General features: G+C 67.4%; 14 protein-coding genes. 8 read left to right on the top strand and 6 right to left on the bottom strand.

Annotation, left to right across the window (positions count from 1 at the left end):
- The first annotated feature begins 14 nt into the window (after window positions 1–14).
- On the top strand, window positions 15–833 hold the full coding sequence (locus tag BZF59_RS00935) for a sulfite exporter TauE/SafE family protein (protein ID WP_086606371.1): 819 nt from the start codon (window positions 15–17) through the stop codon (window positions 831–833).
- Between the two features lie 33 nt (window positions 834–866).
- Window positions 867–1,997, top strand: a complete 1,131-nt coding sequence (locus BZF59_RS00940) for a pyridoxal phosphate-dependent aminotransferase (RefSeq protein ID WP_086606372.1) — start codon at window positions 867–869, stop codon at window positions 1,995–1,997.
- 19 nt (window positions 1,998–2,016) lie between these two features.
- Here the strand turns inward: BZF59_RS00940 and mtnP are convergent, their stop codons facing one another.
- Together mtnP and BZF59_RS00950 are read right to left on the bottom strand one after the other, a co-directional pair.
- Window positions 2,017–2,883, bottom strand: a complete 867-nt coding sequence (mtnP, locus tag BZF59_RS00945; protein ID WP_086606373.1) for an S-methyl-5'-thioadenosine phosphorylase — start codon at window positions 2,881–2,883, stop codon at window positions 2,017–2,019.
- Between the two features lie 33 nt (window positions 2,884–2,916).
- Entirely contained in the window at window positions 2,917–3,621 is a 705-nt protein-coding gene (locus BZF59_RS00950; protein WP_086606374.1) for a glutathione S-transferase family protein, read from the bottom strand.
- A 193-nt stretch (window positions 3,622–3,814) separates the two neighbouring features.
- Between BZF59_RS00950 and BZF59_RS00955 the strand changes: the two genes are divergently transcribed.
- The 5 genes from BZF59_RS00955 to BZF59_RS15950 are packed head-to-tail and all read left to right on the top strand — an operon-like array spanning window position 3,815 to window position 9,184.
- Window positions 3,815–5,242 (top strand): aldehyde dehydrogenase family protein, encoded by a 1,428-nt coding sequence (locus BZF59_RS00955; RefSeq protein ID WP_086606375.1) that lies wholly within the window; start codon window positions 3,815–3,817, stop codon window positions 5,240–5,242.
- A gap of 47 nt (window positions 5,243–5,289) precedes the next feature.
- Window positions 5,290–6,069, top strand: a complete 780-nt coding sequence (locus tag BZF59_RS00960) for a M48 family metalloprotease (RefSeq protein ID WP_211277329.1) — start codon at window positions 5,290–5,292, stop codon at window positions 6,067–6,069.
- 31 nt (window positions 6,070–6,100) lie between these two features.
- Window positions 6,101–7,441, top strand: coding sequence for a phosphotransferase (locus BZF59_RS00965; protein WP_245805957.1), 1,341 nt, complete (start codon window positions 6,101–6,103; stop codon window positions 7,439–7,441).
- Between the two features lies 1 nt (window position 7,442).
- Window positions 7,443–8,729 (top strand): acyl-CoA dehydrogenase family protein, encoded by a 1,287-nt coding sequence (locus BZF59_RS00970; protein WP_086606377.1) that lies wholly within the window; start codon window positions 7,443–7,445, stop codon window positions 8,727–8,729.
- Complete coding sequence (locus BZF59_RS15950) at window positions 8,726–9,184, top strand: hypothetical protein (RefSeq protein ID WP_143738046.1); 459 nt, start codon at window positions 8,726–8,728, stop codon at window positions 9,182–9,184. The genes BZF59_RS00970 and BZF59_RS15950 overlap by 4 nt, the downstream gene beginning before the upstream one ends.
- A gap of 13 nt (window positions 9,185–9,197) precedes the next feature.
- Here BZF59_RS15950 and BZF59_RS00975 read toward each other — a convergent pair whose 3' ends face one another.
- Window positions 9,198–10,160 (bottom strand): bile acid:sodium symporter family protein, encoded by a 963-nt coding sequence (locus tag BZF59_RS00975; RefSeq protein WP_086606378.1) that lies wholly within the window; start codon window positions 10,158–10,160, stop codon window positions 9,198–9,200.
- 131 nt (window positions 10,161–10,291) lie between these two features.
- Here BZF59_RS00975 and BZF59_RS00980 point away from each other — a divergent pair, with 131 nt between their 5' ends.
- The gene (locus tag BZF59_RS00980) at window positions 10,292–13,075 is read left to right on the top strand and encodes a DUF3857 domain-containing protein (RefSeq protein WP_086606379.1); all 2,784 of its coding nucleotides are present in this window, start codon (window positions 10,292–10,294) and stop codon (window positions 13,073–13,075) included.
- Here BZF59_RS00980 and BZF59_RS00985 read toward each other — a convergent pair.
- From BZF59_RS00985 to BZF59_RS00995, 3 genes are read right to left on the bottom strand one after another with little or no spacing between them, the layout of a single operon-like run.
- On the bottom strand, window positions 13,072–13,794 hold the full coding sequence (locus tag BZF59_RS00985) for a sigma-70 family RNA polymerase sigma factor (protein ID WP_086606380.1): 723 nt from the start codon (window positions 13,792–13,794) through the stop codon (window positions 13,072–13,074). The two genes, BZF59_RS00980 and BZF59_RS00985, sit on opposite strands and share 4 nt — an antisense overlap.
- A complete protein-coding gene (locus BZF59_RS00990; RefSeq protein ID WP_086606381.1) occupies window positions 13,791–15,890 on the bottom strand; it encodes a flagellar biosynthesis protein FlhA in 2,100 nt (699 codons plus the stop codon). Before BZF59_RS00990 ends, BZF59_RS00985 begins: the two co-directional genes overlap by 4 nt.
- Window positions 15,891–15,901: 11 nt before the next feature.
- A complete protein-coding gene (locus tag BZF59_RS00995; protein WP_245805958.1) occupies window positions 15,902–16,939 on the bottom strand; it encodes a transglycosylase SLT domain-containing protein in 1,038 nt (345 codons plus the stop codon).
- Window positions 16,940–16,959: the final 20 nt, after the last annotated feature.

Consider the following 16,959-nt stretch of genomic DNA (forward strand, 5'->3'; position numbering starts at 1 on the left):
TATTCTCGCCGCCGATGACCATCACCGCCACCCTCGCTTTCGCGCTCCCGGCCTTGCTGCTTGCCGGGGCAGGTGCCGGCTTTGCGGGCGGGCTGTTCGGGATCGGCGGGGGCTTCGTGGTTGTCCCGGCGCTGATGCTGCTGCTGCCGCTGCTGGGGGTCGCGCCGGACCAGACCGCGCATGTCGCGGTGGGCACTTCGCTCGCCTCGATCATCTTCACCTCGATCCGCTCGACCCGCAGCCACGCGCTGCGCGGCGCGGTCGATTTCGACCTGCTGAAGGGCTGGGCGGTCTGGGTGGTGCTGGGGACGGGGGTCGGCACGCTGTTTGCCGACATGGTGTCAGGCGCACTGCTGGCGCTGATCTTCGGCGTGGGGGTGCTGTCCTTCGCGGTCTATTTTCTGCTTCCCGCGCGGCAGGGGGATCCGCTGTTCGCCGCCTTGCCTTCAGGTCTGCCGCGCGCCGGAATCGCCAGCGCGCTGGGCGCGTTCTCGACCCTGCTCGGGATCGGTGGCGGGACGCTCACCACCCTGACGATGACCGTCTGTGGCACCCCGATCCACCGCGCCATCGGCACGGCGGCCGGGATGGGCGCGGTGATCGCCATCCCGGCGACGCTCGGCTTCATCCTGATCGGGCTGGGCGAAAGCGGCCTCGGCTGGGGCGCGCTGGGCTATGTCCACCTGCCCGCCGCCATCGTGCTGATTGCCACCTCGGTGCTGTGTGCGCCGCTCGGCGTGGCGGCGGCGCACACGCTGTCTCCGGCGATCCTGCGCCGGGTGTTCGGTCTCTATCTCACGGTCATCGGCGTGCTGATGATCGCCAAGTTCTGACCCCCTGCCACCCTGATCCGAAGGAGTTCTCCGATGCCAACCAACCGCCGATCCTTTCTCGCCGGTGCCGGGCTTGCCGGCGGCCTCGGTGCCCTGCCGCTGAGCGGGCTGAGCGCTGCGGCGACGAGCGCTGCGGTCGAGCCCGATTTCGGGCCTAAGATCGGGCAGGCGCTCTTGAGCCGCAACGAGAACCCCTATGGTCCCGCACCCTCGGCGCTGCGGGCGATTGCCGATACCGCGAAGATGGGTTGCTATTATGCCGATCGCGGCCAGCAGCGCCTGACCGCGATGATCGCCGAGCGCCACGGGGTCACGCCCGCGCAGGTGGTGGTCGGCGAAGGATCGACCGAGATCCTGTGCGCCATCGCGCTCGCCTGGGGGCGCGAGGGGTCGATCCTCTGCCCCGATCTGTTCTGGGACACGACCGCGCTTTATGGCGAGCGGCAGGGAGTGTCCCTGCTGCGCGTGCCGCTGGCGCAGGACATGAACGTCGATCTCGCCGCGATGCAGGCCAAGGTGACAGACGGCGTGGCGCTGGTGCAGATCTGCAACCCCAACAATCCCACCGGGATGCTGATCGCGCCCGCCGCGCTGCGCAGCTTTGCCGCCGCCGTCACCCCCACCGCGACCCTGCTGGTGGACGAGGCCTATAACGAGCTGACCGACCGGCCCGAGGACAACTCGATGATCGATCTGGTGCGCAGCGGCGCCGATGTGATCGTGTGCCGCACTTTCTCCAAGATCTACGGCATGGCCGGGCTGCGGGTCGGCTATGCCATCACCAGCGAGGCCAATGCCAAGCGCATCCAGTCCCACATGATGAGCTTCGGCGGCAATCTCGCCGGGCTGGCGGCGGCGATTGCGAGCTATGACGACACGCCCTTCCTCGACCAGTCGCGCGCGGCGGTGTTGGAGGGGCGGGCGATGATCGTCGATGCGGTCGCCAAGGCCGGGCTGACCGCGCTGCCCTCGCAGACCAATTTCGTGTTCGTGAAGGTGCCCGATGCCAACAGCCTGCGCGATGCGATGGCCGAGAAGGGGATCGCCATCCGCGGCGCCTATGGGCCCTGGGCAGGCTATTCGCGGGTGAGCACGGGCAGGCTCGAGGATGTCTCCCGCTATGCCGCAGCGCTGCCCGAACTGGCGCAGCGCCTCTGGGCCTGAGGCGACGGCTGAAAGTGGTCTAGGCGAACAGCCGCGCAGCCACCGCGTCGAGCTTGGCCATCAGCGCGGGATCATGCTCGTCGGGCGCGGTGATCAGCGCATCGTCCAAGGCGGTGTCGATGGGTGACGGCTCGCGCTCCTCGGGCAGGGCGGCGATGAAGTTCTGCACCATCGTCCGTGCAAGCGCGCCGTTGGCCTGCATCTGCCCGACAACCTGCGCAACGTCGACCGCTTCGCCCTCGCGCCAGCAATCGTAATCGGTGATCATCCCGACGAGCGCATAGGGAAGCTCCGCCTCGCGCGCGAGTTTGGCTTCGGGCATCGCGGTCATCCCGATCACGTCCGCGCCCCATGCGCGGTACATCCGGCTTTCCGCACGGGTCGAGAATTGCGGGCCTTCCATCGCAAGATAGGTCGCCCCGACGGCGACCTTGCCCTTGGCTTCGGCAATCGCGTGGGCGGCCATGTCCGACAGGCGCGCGCAGACCGGATCGGCCATCGAGACATGGGTGACGAAACCGCTGGTGTAGAAGGTGCCGGGCCGCGCGACGGTGCGGTCGATGAACTGTTCGACGACCGCAAAGCGCCCCGGCTCCAGCTCTTCGCGCAAGCTCCCCACCGCGCTGATCGCCAGAATGTCGGTGCAGCCCGCGCGCTTGAGCGCATCGATATTGGCGCGCGAATTCAGCTCGCTCGGCGCAATCGGGTGGCCGCGGCCGTGGCGCGGGAGGAAGCGCACCTTGACCCCGCCCAGCGTGCCGAACAGGATCTCGTCGGAAGGATCGCCCCACGGCGTATCGATCGCGATCCACTGCGTGTCCTCCATGCCGTCAATGGCATAGAGCCCGGATCCCCCGATGATCCCGATGCACCACTCGCTGGCCATGCGCCCCGTTACCCTCTCTCTTGTCTCAACGCCTTAGGTCAGGTCGAAGCGGGTGGGCAAGGCCTTGCGGATGATCTTTTCCGCTTGTTCGTAAGGTTCCGCGATCAGCGGCAGGGCCTGCATCGCGGCAAAGTGCGCGGCAACGCCGGGCCACTTGTCCAGCGGAGTCTCGGCCACCAGCGACACCTGCATCAGCACGCAGGCCACCGTGATGTCGGCAATCGACAGCGCATCGCCTGCGAAATAGGCTCGCCCGCCGAGCCGCGTTTCGAGCACATCGAACACCGGCGGCAGCTGGTTCGCCCACGCATCGCGCGCCTTGTCGAGATCGGGTTCCTGCCCCTTGCTGATGGCAAAGAAGATCGGCCGGAAGATCCCGAGGCCGCCCGCCATGGCGAGCGTGGTGTCCGCGAATTCCTCGATGAACAGCGCTTGCGCATGAGCCATCGGCTCTTCCGGATAGAGCGCCGGGGCAGGGTGCTTTTTCTCGATATAGGCGCAGATTGCCGAGGAATCGGGGATCGTCCCGGCCAGACCTTCTTCCGCCACGCTGCGATCGCGCAGCACCGGAATGCGCTTCATCGGCGAAATTTCGACGAACCACGGCGGGGGCGCGAAGATGTTGATCGCCTCGACCTCGTAAGGCACGCCCTTGGCGATGCACATTCCCGCGGCCTTGCGCACGAAGGGTGAAACCGGGCTGCCGTAGATTATCAGATCGGGGCGCGAGTCACTCATGCGGCATCTCCGTGCATTGTCTCTCCGGCCGCATCCATAGCCGCGCGCAGCAATAGCGCAATCGCCAGTCGCCACGCGTCGCCGCGCCGCCTACACTCGCCGCCACAGCCGCGATTGCGTTTTGCAATCGGGCGCGCCACTTTGCGCGGGAGTGAGACGACTCCCCCAATCAGAGGACGAGAGAGGACACATAATGGTCACCCAGTACAAGAACCTCATCAACGGCAAGATGGTCGCGACCGACCGGATGCTCGATGTCGTCAACCCCGCAACCGAGCAGGTGATCGGTCAGGTCCCCGCTTGCGGCAAGGCCGAGCTGGACGAGGCCGTCGCTGCCGCGCGCGCCGCGTTCAAGACGTGGAAGAACACCCCGATCGAGGAACGTCGTGCCGCGATCCAAGCGATTTCGGGCGCGATCAAGGCCAATGCCGAGGAGCTTTACCGCCTGCTCACCAGCGAGCAGGGCAAGCCGCACGATCAGGCCAAGGGCGAGATCTATGGCGCAGCCGCGATGAGCGCGGCGCAGTCCACGCTCAGCCTCGATGACGAGATTAACGAGGACAGCGACACCCGCCTCAGCCGCACCCGCCGCGTGCCGGTGGGTGTGGTCGCAGGGATCGTGCCGTGGAACTTCCCGGTGATGATGGCGATCCAGAAGATCGCGCCCGCGATGCTCTCGGGCTGCACCATCGTTTTGAAGCCCTCGCCCTTCACCCCGCTCACCACGCTGCGCATCGCCGAGCTGATCGCGGACAAGGTGCCGCCGGGCGTGGTCAACATCATCACCGGCGAGGACGACCTCGGCCCGCTGATGACCAGCCACCCCGATATCGACAAGATCACCTTCACCGGCTCGACCGCGACCGGCAAGAAGATCATGGAAGGCGCCTCGGCCGATCTCAAGCGCATCACGCTCGAACTGGGCGGCAACGATGCCTCGATCGTGCTCCCCGATGCGGACCCCAAGAAGGTCGCCGAGCAGCTGTTCTGGTCGAGCTTCTCGAACGCAGGCCAGATCTGCGTCGCGGCCAAGCGCGTCTATATCCACGAGGACATCTATGACGAGCTTTCGGCGGCGATCGTGGAATATGCCAAGACCGTGACCGTCGGCGACGGCGCGCAGCAGGGCACGGGCGTCGGCCCGATCCAGAACAAGAAGCAGTACGAACGCGTGCTCGAGCTGATCGAGGACGCCAAGGACAATGGCTACAAGTTCCTGCTGGGCGGCAATGTCGACCCCTCCGGCACCGGCTACTTCGTGCCGCTGACCATTCTCGACAACCCGCCCGAAGATGCGCGGATCGTCGCCGAGGAGCAGTTCGGCCCGGTCATGCCTCTGATGAAGTTCTCCTCGGAAGAGGAAGTCATCAGCCGCGCCAACAACTCCGAATACGGCCTCGCCGGCGCGGTGTGGACCGGCAACCCGGACAAGGGCGTCGAAATCGCCGAGCAGCTCGAAACCGGCACGGTGTGGATCAACGAATATCTCCACCTCTCCCCGTTTGCGCCTTTCGGCGGGCACAAGCAGTCGGGCTTCGGCGCCGAATACGGCAAGGAAGGCCTGAAGGAGTTCACCTATGCGCAGGTGATCACGGTCAAGAAGGACAACGTTCCGGCTTGATCATTGGCCCTGTGGCAGGCACCGTGCACGCAAAGGGAGGGATGATCATGCGTAATGCTATCAAACTGTTGACCGCTGCCGTGCCGGGGCTTGCCATTGCCGGACTGGCCGGAGCCATGCTGCTGGCCCCGGCCGCCCCGGCGGATGCGCAGAGCATGGGAGACCTGCTGGGGGCGGGGAAGAAGGTCGTGCAGGCGGCGACCGTCTCGGATGCGGAGATCGTGGCCTATTTCGGCCAGATGTCCGACGAGATGGACCAGAAGAACCCGCTCGCTCCTGCCAAGAGCCCCCACGCCGTCCGGCTCGCCAAGCTGACCCAGGGGCTCAAGAGCTATGACGGGCTGACGCTCGACATTCAGGCCTATCTTGTCGACGAGGTGAATGCCTTCGCCATGGGGGACGGCACGGTGCGGGTCTATTCCGGGCTGATGGACAGGTTCACCGATGACGAGGTGCGCTGCGTGATCGGGCACGAGATCGGACATGTGAAGCTTGAACACGGGCAGAAGCGGCTGAAGCGCGCGCTCCAGCAGGATGCCGCGCTGAGCGTGGCGGGCACGGCCAGCGGCGGGGTGCGGCGCATCGCGGATTCGCGGCTCGGCGGGCTGATCCAGAACGTGATGTATGCCCAGCACTCGCAGGCCGCCGAGACGCAGTCCGATGACTATGCGCTGACCTTCATGGCCGCCAATGGCTATGACCGGATGGCCTGCGCGACCGCGATGGACAAGCTTGCGGCGATGGGCGGCGGGGGCGGGATTGCCTTGTTGCAAACCCATCCCAATCCGGCCAGCCGAGCCAAGCGGATGCGCAAGCAGATCGGTTGATCCGTTCGGTGCCCGTCCCTCAGCCCGCATGATGGACGCGGACACCCTCGTCGCCGGTCTTGACCGGGTGATGGCGCGTGTGGGCCTCGGCGCTGTGTCGTCGGAGCCGAAGCGCCTGACGGGCGGGGCGGTGATGGAGAGCTGGCGGTTTTCCGCTGGCGGCTGCGATTACGTCCTGCGCCGCGCGCCGAGCCTCGCCTTCATGGAGGGGCGGCCTTACGGGCACGCCACCGAGGCAGCGCTGATCGAGGCGGCGCGTGCCAAAGGCGTGACCGCGCCGGAAGTGGTGGCGGTGCTGGAGGAGGCGGACGGGCTCGGGAGCGGCTTCGTGATGCGAGCGCTGCCGGGGACGGCTGATCCCAAGGTCATTCTGGCCTGCGACGACCCCGATGGGCTGCTGCGCGGCATTGCCCGCGACCTCGCCTGCATCCACCGCTTGCGGCAAGCGGATGTGCCCGAGGGCGTGCCGGTGATGGATTACCGCGCCGCCATCGCCGACCTCAAGGCGCAGTTCATCGAGGCGGGCGGGGATCGCCCGATCATCGCACTCGGCCTCAAGTGGCTGGAGGACAATTGCCCGCCTAAGGTCGAACCCGTCCTCAACCACGGCGATTACCGAATGGGCAATCTGCTGGTCGAAGGCTCGGCTCTGACCGGCGTGCTCGACTGGGAAATCGCCCATTTCGGCGATCGCCACGAAGACCTCGCCTTCGGCTGCATGGCGGTGTGGCGCTTCGCCCGCTATGACCGGCCCGCGCTGGGGCTGGGGTCAATTACTGATTACATCGCTGCCTACGAGGCCGAGGCGGGGGTCACCATCGACCCCGCACGCTTCCGTTTCTGGACGATCTACCGCACCGTGTGGTGGGCGCTGGGATGCCTCAAGATGGCGGCGCAATGGCGCTCGGGCGCGGACCGGATGCTCGAACGCGTGGTGATCTCGCGCCGGACGAGCGAGCAGGAGCTCGATCTGCTGCTGCTGCTGGAGGAGGACGCGCCGGAGGAGGAGCGTAAACCGATCCGGAATGCGACAGTGTTCGGGGATGGATCAGGCGAAGCGACCGAGGCAGAACTCGCCGAGGCTGTAAGCGAGTGGTTGGGCACAATCAAAGACCGATTGGAAGGGCATGACCGGTTCCAACTTGCAGTCGCTCGCAATGCCTTAGGAATCATAGCTCGCGAATCTAGACAACCGACCTGGAATTCGGTCCCAGAGATGAGTGCCGAGATTCTATCTAGCGACATTTCGCCATTCGAAAATCCCGGCCTGCTCGCTGAGTTTCGCAGATACGCGCTTACGAAAGTTTCGAACGATTCCCCAAAGTATCCTGCGCTCGCTGCGGCATGGAACAAGTGGACCGGAGAGGAATAACATGGACTTCGCCATCCCACCCGACCTGCAAACCTATCTCGCCGAACTCGACGCCTTCATCGCCGCCGATATCAGACCGCTCGAACAGCAGGACGACAACATCCGCTTTTTCGACCACCGCCGCGAGTACGCGCGCACGGACTTCGAAGCGGGCGGGCTCCCCCGGCACGAGTGGGAGGAACTGCTCAAGGAAGCCACCCGCCGCGCGGACAAGGCGGGCCATTGGCGTTTTTCCGCCCCCAAGCGTTATGGCGGCAAGGACGGCAGCAACCTCTGGATGGCGGTGATCCGCGAGCATTTTGCGAGGGCGGGCCTCGGGCTGCACAACGATTTGCAGAACGAGCACTCGATCGTGGGCAACTTCCCCTTCGTCGCCATGTTCGACCAGTGGGGGACGGAAGAGCAGAAACAGGAATTCATTCTCGGCGGCTTCGAGCGCACCCGCCGCGTCGCTTTCGGCCTCACCGAACCGCACCACGGATCGGACGCCACGCACATGGAAACCCACGCGGTGCGCGAGACCCGAGACGGGGTGGATGGCTGGCTGATCAACGGCGAGAAGATGTGGATCACCGGGATGCACGTCGCCACCCACTGCGCGATGTTCGCGCGCACGTCGGGCAAGGCGGGGGATGCGAGCGGGATCACCTGTTTCCTCGTCCCCAATCCCACCGAGGGGCTCAGGATCGAGGAGTGGATGTGGACCTTCAACATGCCCACCGACCACCCGCGCCTCAGTGTTACCAATGTCTGGGTGCCCGACAGCGCGATCCTCGGCGTCGAGGGGCGCGGCCTCGCGCTGGCGCAGAGCTTCGTCCACCAGAACCGCATCCGGCAGGCGGCGTCGAGCTGCGGCGCGGCGCTCTATTGCATCGACGAGAGCGTGAAATACGCCCGCGAGCGCAAGCCCTTCGGCGAGGAGCTGGCGCGCAATCAGGCGATCCAGTTCCCGCTGGTGGAGCTTGCCACGCAGGCGGAAATGCTGCGCCTCCTCATCTTCAAGACCGCATGGGAGATGGATAACATGCCCCACGAACAGATCGAGAAGACCACCTCGGACAAGGTCTCGATGTGCAATTACTGGGCGAACCGTCTGGTGTGCGAGGCAGCGGACCGGGCGATGCAGGTCCACGGCGGCATCGGCTATTCGCGCCACAAGCCGTTCGAACACATCTACCGCCATCACCGCCGGTATCGGATCACGGAAGGGTCTGAGGAGATCCAGATGCGGAAAGTGGGGGCCTATCTGTTCGGCTATCTCGGGCCGAAGCGGGGGATGTACGGGTGAGCGAGAAACTTCGATCAGTCCTGACCGTCTTGCTTGTTGCGATCTTGATTGCCGGGAGTGTCGCGTTGACTGCGCCTCAAGCGGACAAGCAAACCGAAACCTTTCACGGGGTTTGGCGCGACGGGTTCGAAACCGCCGATTTTTATGAAGGGTTTTCCTCCTCAAATTTGCCTTTCCCGGATGAGGCTCCTGACGGGTGGCTAAGTTTTGAAGAAGGAGTCTGGCCGTCGGACAGCCGTTCACCCGATGATCCGGACTGGGATCGACACGCCCTGTTCGAGATCACATTCGAAGGTCGTCGGGTCCCAGGGCAGGCTGGCCACCTTGGGCAGTATCCGGCTGAGTACGTCGCCCAGCGCGTAATCGCGCTTGAACGAATTGAGCAATTCGATGTCGGTTTGAATGCTCCCAAGCCTGCACCAGCGCCTAAAAGACCAACGGCAACCGACGAATGACGATTGTAGCCGGCTAACCCCGCCGCCGCCACCACCCCGCCAGCACGCTCCCGATCACCACATGCCACACAGCCGAGATGGCCGCGGGGACGGGCGCAAGCGCGGCTTGCGTCACATCGGCGAATTGCGCCGCGAAGGCGGGGGTCTTCGCCAGCCCTGACCCGAGGCCCGAATTCTGCATCCCGACCTCGATGCTGATCGTCCGCGCCTCGACTTCGCCGAGGCCCAGCACCCGCGCCAGCGCATAGCCTAGCGCAAATCCCAGCGCGTGGAGCAGGAAGGTCGCCAGCAGCAGCATCCCTGCGTGCTCCATGATCTGCGCCTTGGAGCCGCCGACGATCCCGCCCACGATCAGGATCACCAGCACGATCGCCACCAGCGGCAACACCGCGCCGACCCGCTCGGCGGCGCGCGGGAAGAGGCGGTTCAGCAGCGTCCCCACCACCACCGGCAGCAACACGATGCTCACCATGTTGAGAAGCAGGTTCCAGCGATCGATCTCCACATAGGCCCCCGCCAGCCACCCCGTCAGCAGCGGGGTCAGCACCACCGCGGCGAGGGTCGAGGCCATCGTCATCGCCACCGACAGCGCGACATTGCCGCGGGCGAGAAAGGCGACGATGTTCGATGCCGTCCCGCCCGGACAGCAGGCCACCAGAATGAGGCCCACCGCCAGCCCCGGCTCCAGCGTCAGCGCCTTGGCAATCGCGAAGCCTGACAGCGGCATCACCACGAATTGCAGGCCCACCCCCGCCAGCAGCGCGCGCGGCAGGCGGGCAAGGGCGCGGTAATCCGCGAAGCTCAGCGTCAGGCCCATCGCCAGCATGATCGTGCCCAGCGCGAGGCTCAGCAGCGGCTGCCCGGCGACCGAAATCCGCCCGTCGGTCATCCAGGTGAAGCCCTCCGGCCAGACCCACGCCAGCGCCACGCCCAGCACCGTCAGCGCAGCGAAATTGTTGGTGATCACGCGCAGCATGGCCCGAATGTTCGACTCCCCCGAAATCTGCGCCCCATAATCGCACAGTGTGGCACGCCAGCGCCGCTGCGACCCCTAGCAATATCTTTCGCTCTCGCTAGTCTGCGCGCTTGAAAACAGGGAGACTTTCGATGCGCCTTCTCGCCGCCGCCTTGCTTGCGGGGACTGCCAGCGTGGCGGCTCATGCCGGGGAGACCGTGCTCTACGATACCACGCCCGCGTGGGTCGAAGTCGCCCCGGTGGCACCGCGCGCGCCCAGTTCGAAGGCGATCATCGTGCTGCTCGACCAGCAGGCCCTGATCGAGGAAGGGCGGCTCACCACCTATGCCGATACCGCCATCGCGCTCGATTCGCCCGAGGCGCTCACCCAGTTCGGCACGCTTCAGGCGAGCTGGATGCCCGACAAGGGCGATCTGATCGTCCACCGGGTCGAGCTGATCCGCAAGGGCGAGGTGATCGACGTGCTGGCGGGCGGGGCGCAGTTCGAGGTGCTGCGGCGCGAGGCGGGGCTGGAAAGCCGCCTCGTCAGCGGGGCGCTGACCGCGACGATGGCCGTGCCGGGGGCAAAGCTGGGCGATGTGCTGCGGCTGTCCTATTCGGTCACCCTGTCCGATCAGGCGATGGGCGAGCATGTGCAGTGGCAGGCCGGGCTGGTGGCCGATCCCTTCCCGCTGGAAAAGGGGCGCGTCTCGGTCTCATGGCCCGAGACCCTGCCCGTCACCCGGCTGAAGTTCGGCAAGGCGGTGGTGGCCGATCCGGTCGCGAAGGACGGTTTCCTCACCTGGACCGCCGTGCTCCCCGCGCCCAAGGGCGACGAGATGCCGGGCGATGCGCCTGCGCGCTTCCAGATCGGGGAGCTGATGCAGGTGTCGACCTATGCCGATTACGCGGCGGTCTCGCGCAATCACGCCCCGCATTATGCCACGGCAGGCAAGGTCAAGCCGGGCGGAGAGCTCGCCGCGCGGATCAAGGGGATTGCTGCGGCCAGCCCCGATCCGCTGACCCGCGCTTCGCTCGCGCTCAGGCTGGTGCAGGACGATATCAGCTATCTGATGAACGGCATGGCGGGCGGCAATTACATTCCGCAAAGCCCGGAAGAGACGTGGGAGAAGCGCTTCGGCGATTGCAAGGCGAAGTCGCTGCTGCTGCTCACCATCCTGCGCGAGCTGGGGATCGAGGCCGAGGCGACGCTGGTGCGCACGCAGGGCGGCGATGTGCTGCCGAGCCTCGTGCCGATGCCGGGCAATTTCGACCATGTGATCGTGCGCGCGGTGATCGGCGGCACGAACTACTGGCTCGACGGCACCACCTCGGGCGTCAGGATCGATACCATCGACGAAGTGCCGCGCTTCTTCCATGCCCTGCCGCTGCGCGAGGACGGCGCGGAGTTGATGCCGCTCGACACGCGGGTGCAGGCGACGCCCGACCGAGTGGTGCGCGTGGCGCTGGATCATAGCGCGGGGCTGCTGGTGCCGGGCACCTTCGATCTGACCGTGGAGTATCGCGGCGCGATGGGCGCATTTTGGCGCAGCTTTGCCGATCAGGGCACCGAGGAGATGCGCAAGGCCGCCGTCAGCGCGGAGGCCGGGCAGGTGATCGGCGAGGTGCAAGTGATCGACCACGCGATCCGCTATGACGCCGACAAGGGCGTCGCCACGATCACCGCGCGCGGGATCATCGACAGCGCATGGGAGCGTGACGGCAAGGATTACCGGCTCGAACCGCCCGCGCAGGCCGCGCGCGCCGTCGGCTTTTCCGCTGACCGCACCCGCGCGGCATGGCGGGCGATCCCGGTCACACTCAACGGACCCGAATATTACACCAGCACCGCCGAGATCCTGCTGCCCGAAGATCTGGAGGGCGTATCGCTCCAGGGCAGCGCCGCGCCGGTCAACACCACCATCGGCGGAGTCGAACTGGCGTCGGACGCGCGGCTGGACGGGCGGCGGCTAACTGTGACGCAATCGATGCGCACCCGCGACGAGGAACTGCCCGCCGCCGCGATCGGCACCGCGCGGCGCGATCTCAACCGCTTCGAACGGCAATTGCCGGTGCTGCGGACCTCGGGCGAGGTGCGCGAGCTGTGGGAATATTTCGGCAAGGACCGCGCGCGCCTCTCCACGCTTGAGGCGATGTATGACAAGGCCGTCGCCCGCGCCAAGACCGACGATGCCTATCCGTTGCTGGCCCGCGCGACTTTCCGCAGCGCGATCTACGATCACACCGGCGCGCTCGCCGATGTCGAGGCGGCGATGGAAATTGCGGATTCGCGCGACCTGCGCCTCGCGCGGGCCGGGCTGCTGCGCGAACTGGGCGACATGGCAGGCGCGCTCGCCGATCTCGAAGAGGCCGAGGCGCTGCAACCCGATGGCTCGACCTATTACGACCAGATCGAGCTGCTCGCGCTGCTCGGTCGGCCGGCGGACGGGGTGGTGCTGGCCGAGGATTTTGACGCGCTCACCAAGGAGCGCAGCGAAGGCGTGCAGGTGATGGCGACCGCGCTGGGCTGGCAGGGGGCGGCCGAGGAAGGGCTCGACCTGCTTGACGGGCTGGTGGCGCAGCGGCCCACCGATGGCGCGCTGCTCAACACCGCGTGCTGGCAGGCGGCGATCTGGGCCAAGGTCGATGCCGCGCGGCTGGAGACCTGCACGCTCGCGGTCGAAAAGAGTGAAAACGCCGCCGTTGCGCTCGACAGCCGGGCGCTGGCGCATCTGCGGCTGGGCAATCTCGCGGCGGCCAAGGCGGATATCGACGCGGCGCTGCTGGCCGAGCCCGGTCAGGTCGAATCGCGCCTGCTGCGCGGGATCATCCGGCGCGAGATGGGCGATGCCGCAGGCAAGGACGAGATCGCGCTGGCGCTGAAGATGCGCCCCTCGCTGGCGGCGACCTACAAGGCCTTCGGTCTGAAATTTTAAGCCCCCTCCAGCAGCGCGCGCAGGTCTTTCAGGGCCTTGGCGCGCAGCTGGTGGACGCGCGGCACGCTGACTTCGAGCACGGCGGCGATTTCGGTGAGGTTCAGCTCCTCGACGAAGAACAGCTGGAGCACCAGTTTCAGCCGGTCGGGCAGTTGCACCATCGCCGCGATCAGCCGCTCGCGGTCTTCGGAAGCGCACAGCGCCTCGAACGGGTCGGGATCGTCGCTGGCGAAGGCGAGGCTGCTTTCGTCATAGGCGTCGTCAATCGGGGTCATCCGCACGCCCGAGGCTTCGATGGCGAGCAGTTCGGCGTCCGAGACATCCATCGCGCGGGCGATCTCGGCGCGGCTCGGTTCGCGCCCCAGCGACCCGCGCAGCGCGGCCAGCGCGCGTTCGTAGCCCGATCGGCGCGCGCGGGCGGTGCGGCTGTCGTGGGCGACGCGGCGCACTTCATCGAGCATCGCGCCGCGCACCCGGATCTTGGCATAGGCGGCAAAGCCATCCTCGGTCGGCCCGGCGTGACGCTGGGCGCATTCGGTGAGCGCGAGGATCCCGGCCTGCACCAGATCCTCGATCTCCAGCCCCTCGCGCCCGCGTCCGTTGATGTGCCAGGCGGTGCGGCGCACCAGCGGCAGGAACCGGCGCACGCGGTCCTCGACCTCGGCGCGCGAGGGCGCATAGGGGGCAGGGTGGGCGAAGCCGGCGTGATCGTGCTTCATGCGGCCATCCCCTCCGGCGCGCCGAGGGCGGGGGCTTCGGCAGGCGCACCGATCGTGCCGACGACCGCAATCGGCTGGGCCGCGGGCAGTTCGGCGATGGAGAGCACCAGACAGCGCGGCGCGCGGGTCTTGAGCAGGGCGGCGAGCGCGCGGCGGGCGGGCGGCTGGACGATCAGCGCGATGGCCCCGCGCTCGGCATCGGCGACGGCGTTGATCTCGCGCAGGATCATGCTGCCGCAATCGGGCTCGATCAGCGGCTGGCCGGTGGCCGGTTCGACCATCCCGCCGAGGATCGCGGCCTCGAGCCCGGCATCGAGCGTGACGACCTTCAGCGCCTCGTCCGGACCGACGATGCGCGCCACCAGTCGCGCCGAAAGGTCGGCGCGCACGGCGTCGATCACGGCGTCGAAATCGGTGGTGGTCTGGAGCGCCAAAGCCAGCGAGGTGAACAGCGGCTGCGGATGCGACAGCCCGATCCCATCGGCCAGCAGCGCGCGCAGGGTGCGGGTCAGCGCGGGCAGCGGCAGCGGGTCGGGCGTCACCGCCTCGACCAGCGCAGGCGAGCGCGCCTTGAGCCCTTCCACCCAGTCGCGCACTTCGTCGGGGCCGAGCAGCTGGTGCGCCTCGGCGAGCAGCGCCTGATTGGCATGGGTGGCGATGACCGAGGCGGGGTCGACCACCAGAAAGCCCTCGGCCACAGCATGATCGCGCGCGGCGGGCGCAATCCACAGCGCGGGGCAATCGAAGGAGGGATCGCGCGTCGGCTCACCGGTCAACCCGTGGCCGGGGCGCACGTCGCCCGCGTCGATGGCGAGCAGCTTGCCGGGGCGCACGCTCCCGCGCGCAATGCTCACGCCCCCCATCAGCACGGCGTAATCCTGCGCCGCCAGATCGAGCGAATCGCGGATCCGGAACTGCGGCAGCACGAAGCCGAGATCGCGCGAGAGCTGCTTGCGGATGCCGGTGATGCGGGTGATCAGCGGCGACCCTTGCGCGGCGTCGACCAGCCCGACGATGCCATAGCCCAGCTCAATCGTGACCAGCGTCGCATCGGCCACATCGGCGAGGGCGATGTGATCCGGAGAGACCTCGTCCACCGGCTCGGCGAGCGGGGCGGGGGCATCGGCGCGCTGCTTGAGCTGCCACCAGATCGCGGCGGCGATGGCCGCGCCGGGCAGGAAGATCGCCTGCGGCATGGCGGGCACCATCCCGATCGCGCCGAGGATCAGCGCCACCGGCAGCCACCCGCGCGGATCGGCGAATTGCCCGCCGATCTGCCCCGTGAGATCGCGCTGGTCGGAGACGCGGGTAACGATGGCGGCAGCGGCAATCGACAGCAACAGTGACGGCACCTGCGCCACCAGCGCATCGCCCACTGCGAGCGTGACATAGGCCTCGCCCGCCTCGCCCGCGCTGAGGCCGTGGGTCAGCATCCCGATAGCAAAGCCCGCGACGATGTTGACGCCGAGGATCAGCAGCGCGGCGACCGCATCGCCCTTCACAAACTTGCTCGCACCATCCATCGAGCCGTAGAAATCGGCCTCGACCGTGACCTCGCGCCGCCGCTCGCGCGCTTCGTCGGCGGTGACGAGGCCTGCGGCGATATCGGCGTCGATCGCCATCTGCTTGCCCGGCAGCGCATCGAGCACAAAGCGCGCGGAGACTTCCGAAACGCGGCCCGCGCCCTTGGTGATGACGATCATGTTGATGATCATCAGGATCGCGAAGACGAATAGGCCGACGACGAAGTTGCCGCCCACCAGAAAGGCGGCGAAGCTCTCGATCACGTGCCCTGCCGCCGCGCCGCCTTCGTGGCCGTGGACCAGCACCACGCGGGTCGAGGCGACGTTGAGCGCGAGCCGCAGCAGAGTTGCGAACAGCAGCACGCTGGGGAAGCTGGAGAAATCGAGCGGACGCCTTGCGTTGAGAGCGACCATCAGCACCGCGATCGAAATCGCGATGTTGAGCACGAAAGCGATGTCGAGCAGCAGCGCCGGGATCGGCAGCACCATCAGCGCCAGCAGCGCGAAGATGCCAAGCGGCAGGCTCAGCGCGGCAGGCAGGCCGCCGAGCCGGGCGAGCACGGGCCGGGACATAGCGGATGCGGTCACAGGCCGAAGGCTTTCAGACGATCATAGGCGCGGCGCACCTGCGGCGGGGCGGCTGTGGGGTCAGTGCCGAAGGTCGCACCCAGAATCTGCGACATCGCGGGCCGCTGCGGCGCGCGTGCGGGCAGCGCGGATTGGGTGAGGGCGGGCGGGAAGCCGGGGCCGAACACCTCCTCGTCGGCGATCAGATAGGGCACGGGGGTGAAGCTTGCTGCAGCCGGGCTGACGGCAAAGGCGGCAGGGCCGGACGCGGCGGCGTAATCGGCGCGGGCGAAGCGCACGGTGCGCCCGTCGCTGGCGCGGGCCAGCGCGCGGCCGAGCTTGCCGTCGATCACGTCCATCACCTGCGCCAGACTGCGCGGGCTCCCGTCGGGCGCGAAGAATATGCCGCGATTGGCGGCGGCGGGCCGGGCAAACAGCGCGGCGGCGTTCTGGCCGGGATCGGCCTGCAACTCGCTCAGAAACCGCCCCGCGCCGCCCGCGCCTAGGAAATGGGCGAGGTAAAGTTCGGCATGGCTCGGCTGGCGGCCGAGGATCGGCATCAGATGCGCGCGGTTATCCTCGGCGAGGCCCGCCGCCATCAGACTGGCGATACGGGGATCGTTGCGCAGCGCCAGAATCGCCTCACGCCGGGTGGGGTCGGCGACCCAGGCATTCCCCGAGGCGGTCATCTCGATCTGGTCGGCCACGTCGCCGAGGCCAAAGCGGGCCCCGTGCTGCTTCATAGTGCCGAGCCAGGTGCTGTCGATGAACTGGTAGAGCCCGGTCGCGCTCGAGGTCGCGGCGCGGGCCGTGGGGTTCATTGCGGATTCGACCTCGGCCTGCGCAAGGAGGTAATCGAAATCGACCGTGGTCGCGGCGGCGGCCTGCGCGATGGCGGATTCGACCGGGGTATCGGGCGCAGCGATCTGGCGGGCGGCGGGCACGGCGCGCCCTTCGATCGCGGTAGCGGCGGCAGCATGGACGCGCGCGGCGGCTTCGAACCCGGCGCGGATACCGCCTGCGGGCAGGCCCGATGTAGGAGAAGACTGGCTCACACGCCCTCCGCCTGTTGACG

Origin of the sequence: Erythrobacter donghaensis (assembly GCF_002155425.1) — a bacterium.
Classification (GTDB): domain Bacteria; phylum Pseudomonadota; class Alphaproteobacteria; order Sphingomonadales; family Sphingomonadaceae; genus Erythrobacter; species Erythrobacter donghaensis.

Bases quoted from the DNA above. Each gene is read 5' to 3' on its own strand.
- BZF59_RS00935 (WP_086606371.1), top strand. From the start codon at position 15: ATGACCATCACCGCCACCCTCGCTTTCGCGCTCCCGGCCTTGCTGCTT.
- BZF59_RS00940 (WP_086606372.1), top strand. From the start codon at position 867: ATGCCAACCAACCGCCGATCCTTTCTCGCCGGTGCCGGGCTTGCCGGC.
- mtnP (WP_086606373.1), bottom strand. From the start codon at position 2,883: ATGGCCAGCGAGTGGTGCATCGGGATCATCGGGGGATCCGGGCTCTAT.
- BZF59_RS00950 (WP_086606374.1), bottom strand. From the start codon at position 3,621: ATGAGTGACTCGCGCCCCGATCTGATAATCTACGGCAGCCCGGTTTCA.
- BZF59_RS00955 (WP_086606375.1), top strand. From the start codon at position 3,815: ATGGTCACCCAGTACAAGAACCTCATCAACGGCAAGATGGTCGCGACC.
- BZF59_RS00960 (WP_211277329.1), top strand. From the start codon at position 5,290: ATGCGTAATGCTATCAAACTGTTGACCGCTGCCGTGCCGGGGCTTGCC.
- BZF59_RS00965 (WP_245805957.1), top strand. From the start codon at position 6,101: ATGGACGCGGACACCCTCGTCGCCGGTCTTGACCGGGTGATGGCGCGT.
- BZF59_RS00970 (WP_086606377.1), top strand. From the start codon at position 7,443: ATGGACTTCGCCATCCCACCCGACCTGCAAACCTATCTCGCCGAACTC.
- BZF59_RS00975 (WP_086606378.1), bottom strand. From the start codon at position 10,160: ATGCTGCGCGTGATCACCAACAATTTCGCTGCGCTGACGGTGCTGGGC.
- BZF59_RS00980 (WP_086606379.1), top strand. From the start codon at position 10,292: ATGCGCCTTCTCGCCGCCGCCTTGCTTGCGGGGACTGCCAGCGTGGCG.
- BZF59_RS00985 (WP_086606380.1), bottom strand. From the start codon at position 13,794: ATGAAGCACGATCACGCCGGCTTCGCCCACCCTGCCCCCTATGCGCCC.
- BZF59_RS00990 (WP_086606381.1), bottom strand. From the start codon at position 15,890: ATGTCCCGGCCCGTGCTCGCCCGGCTCGGCGGCCTGCCTGCCGCGCTG.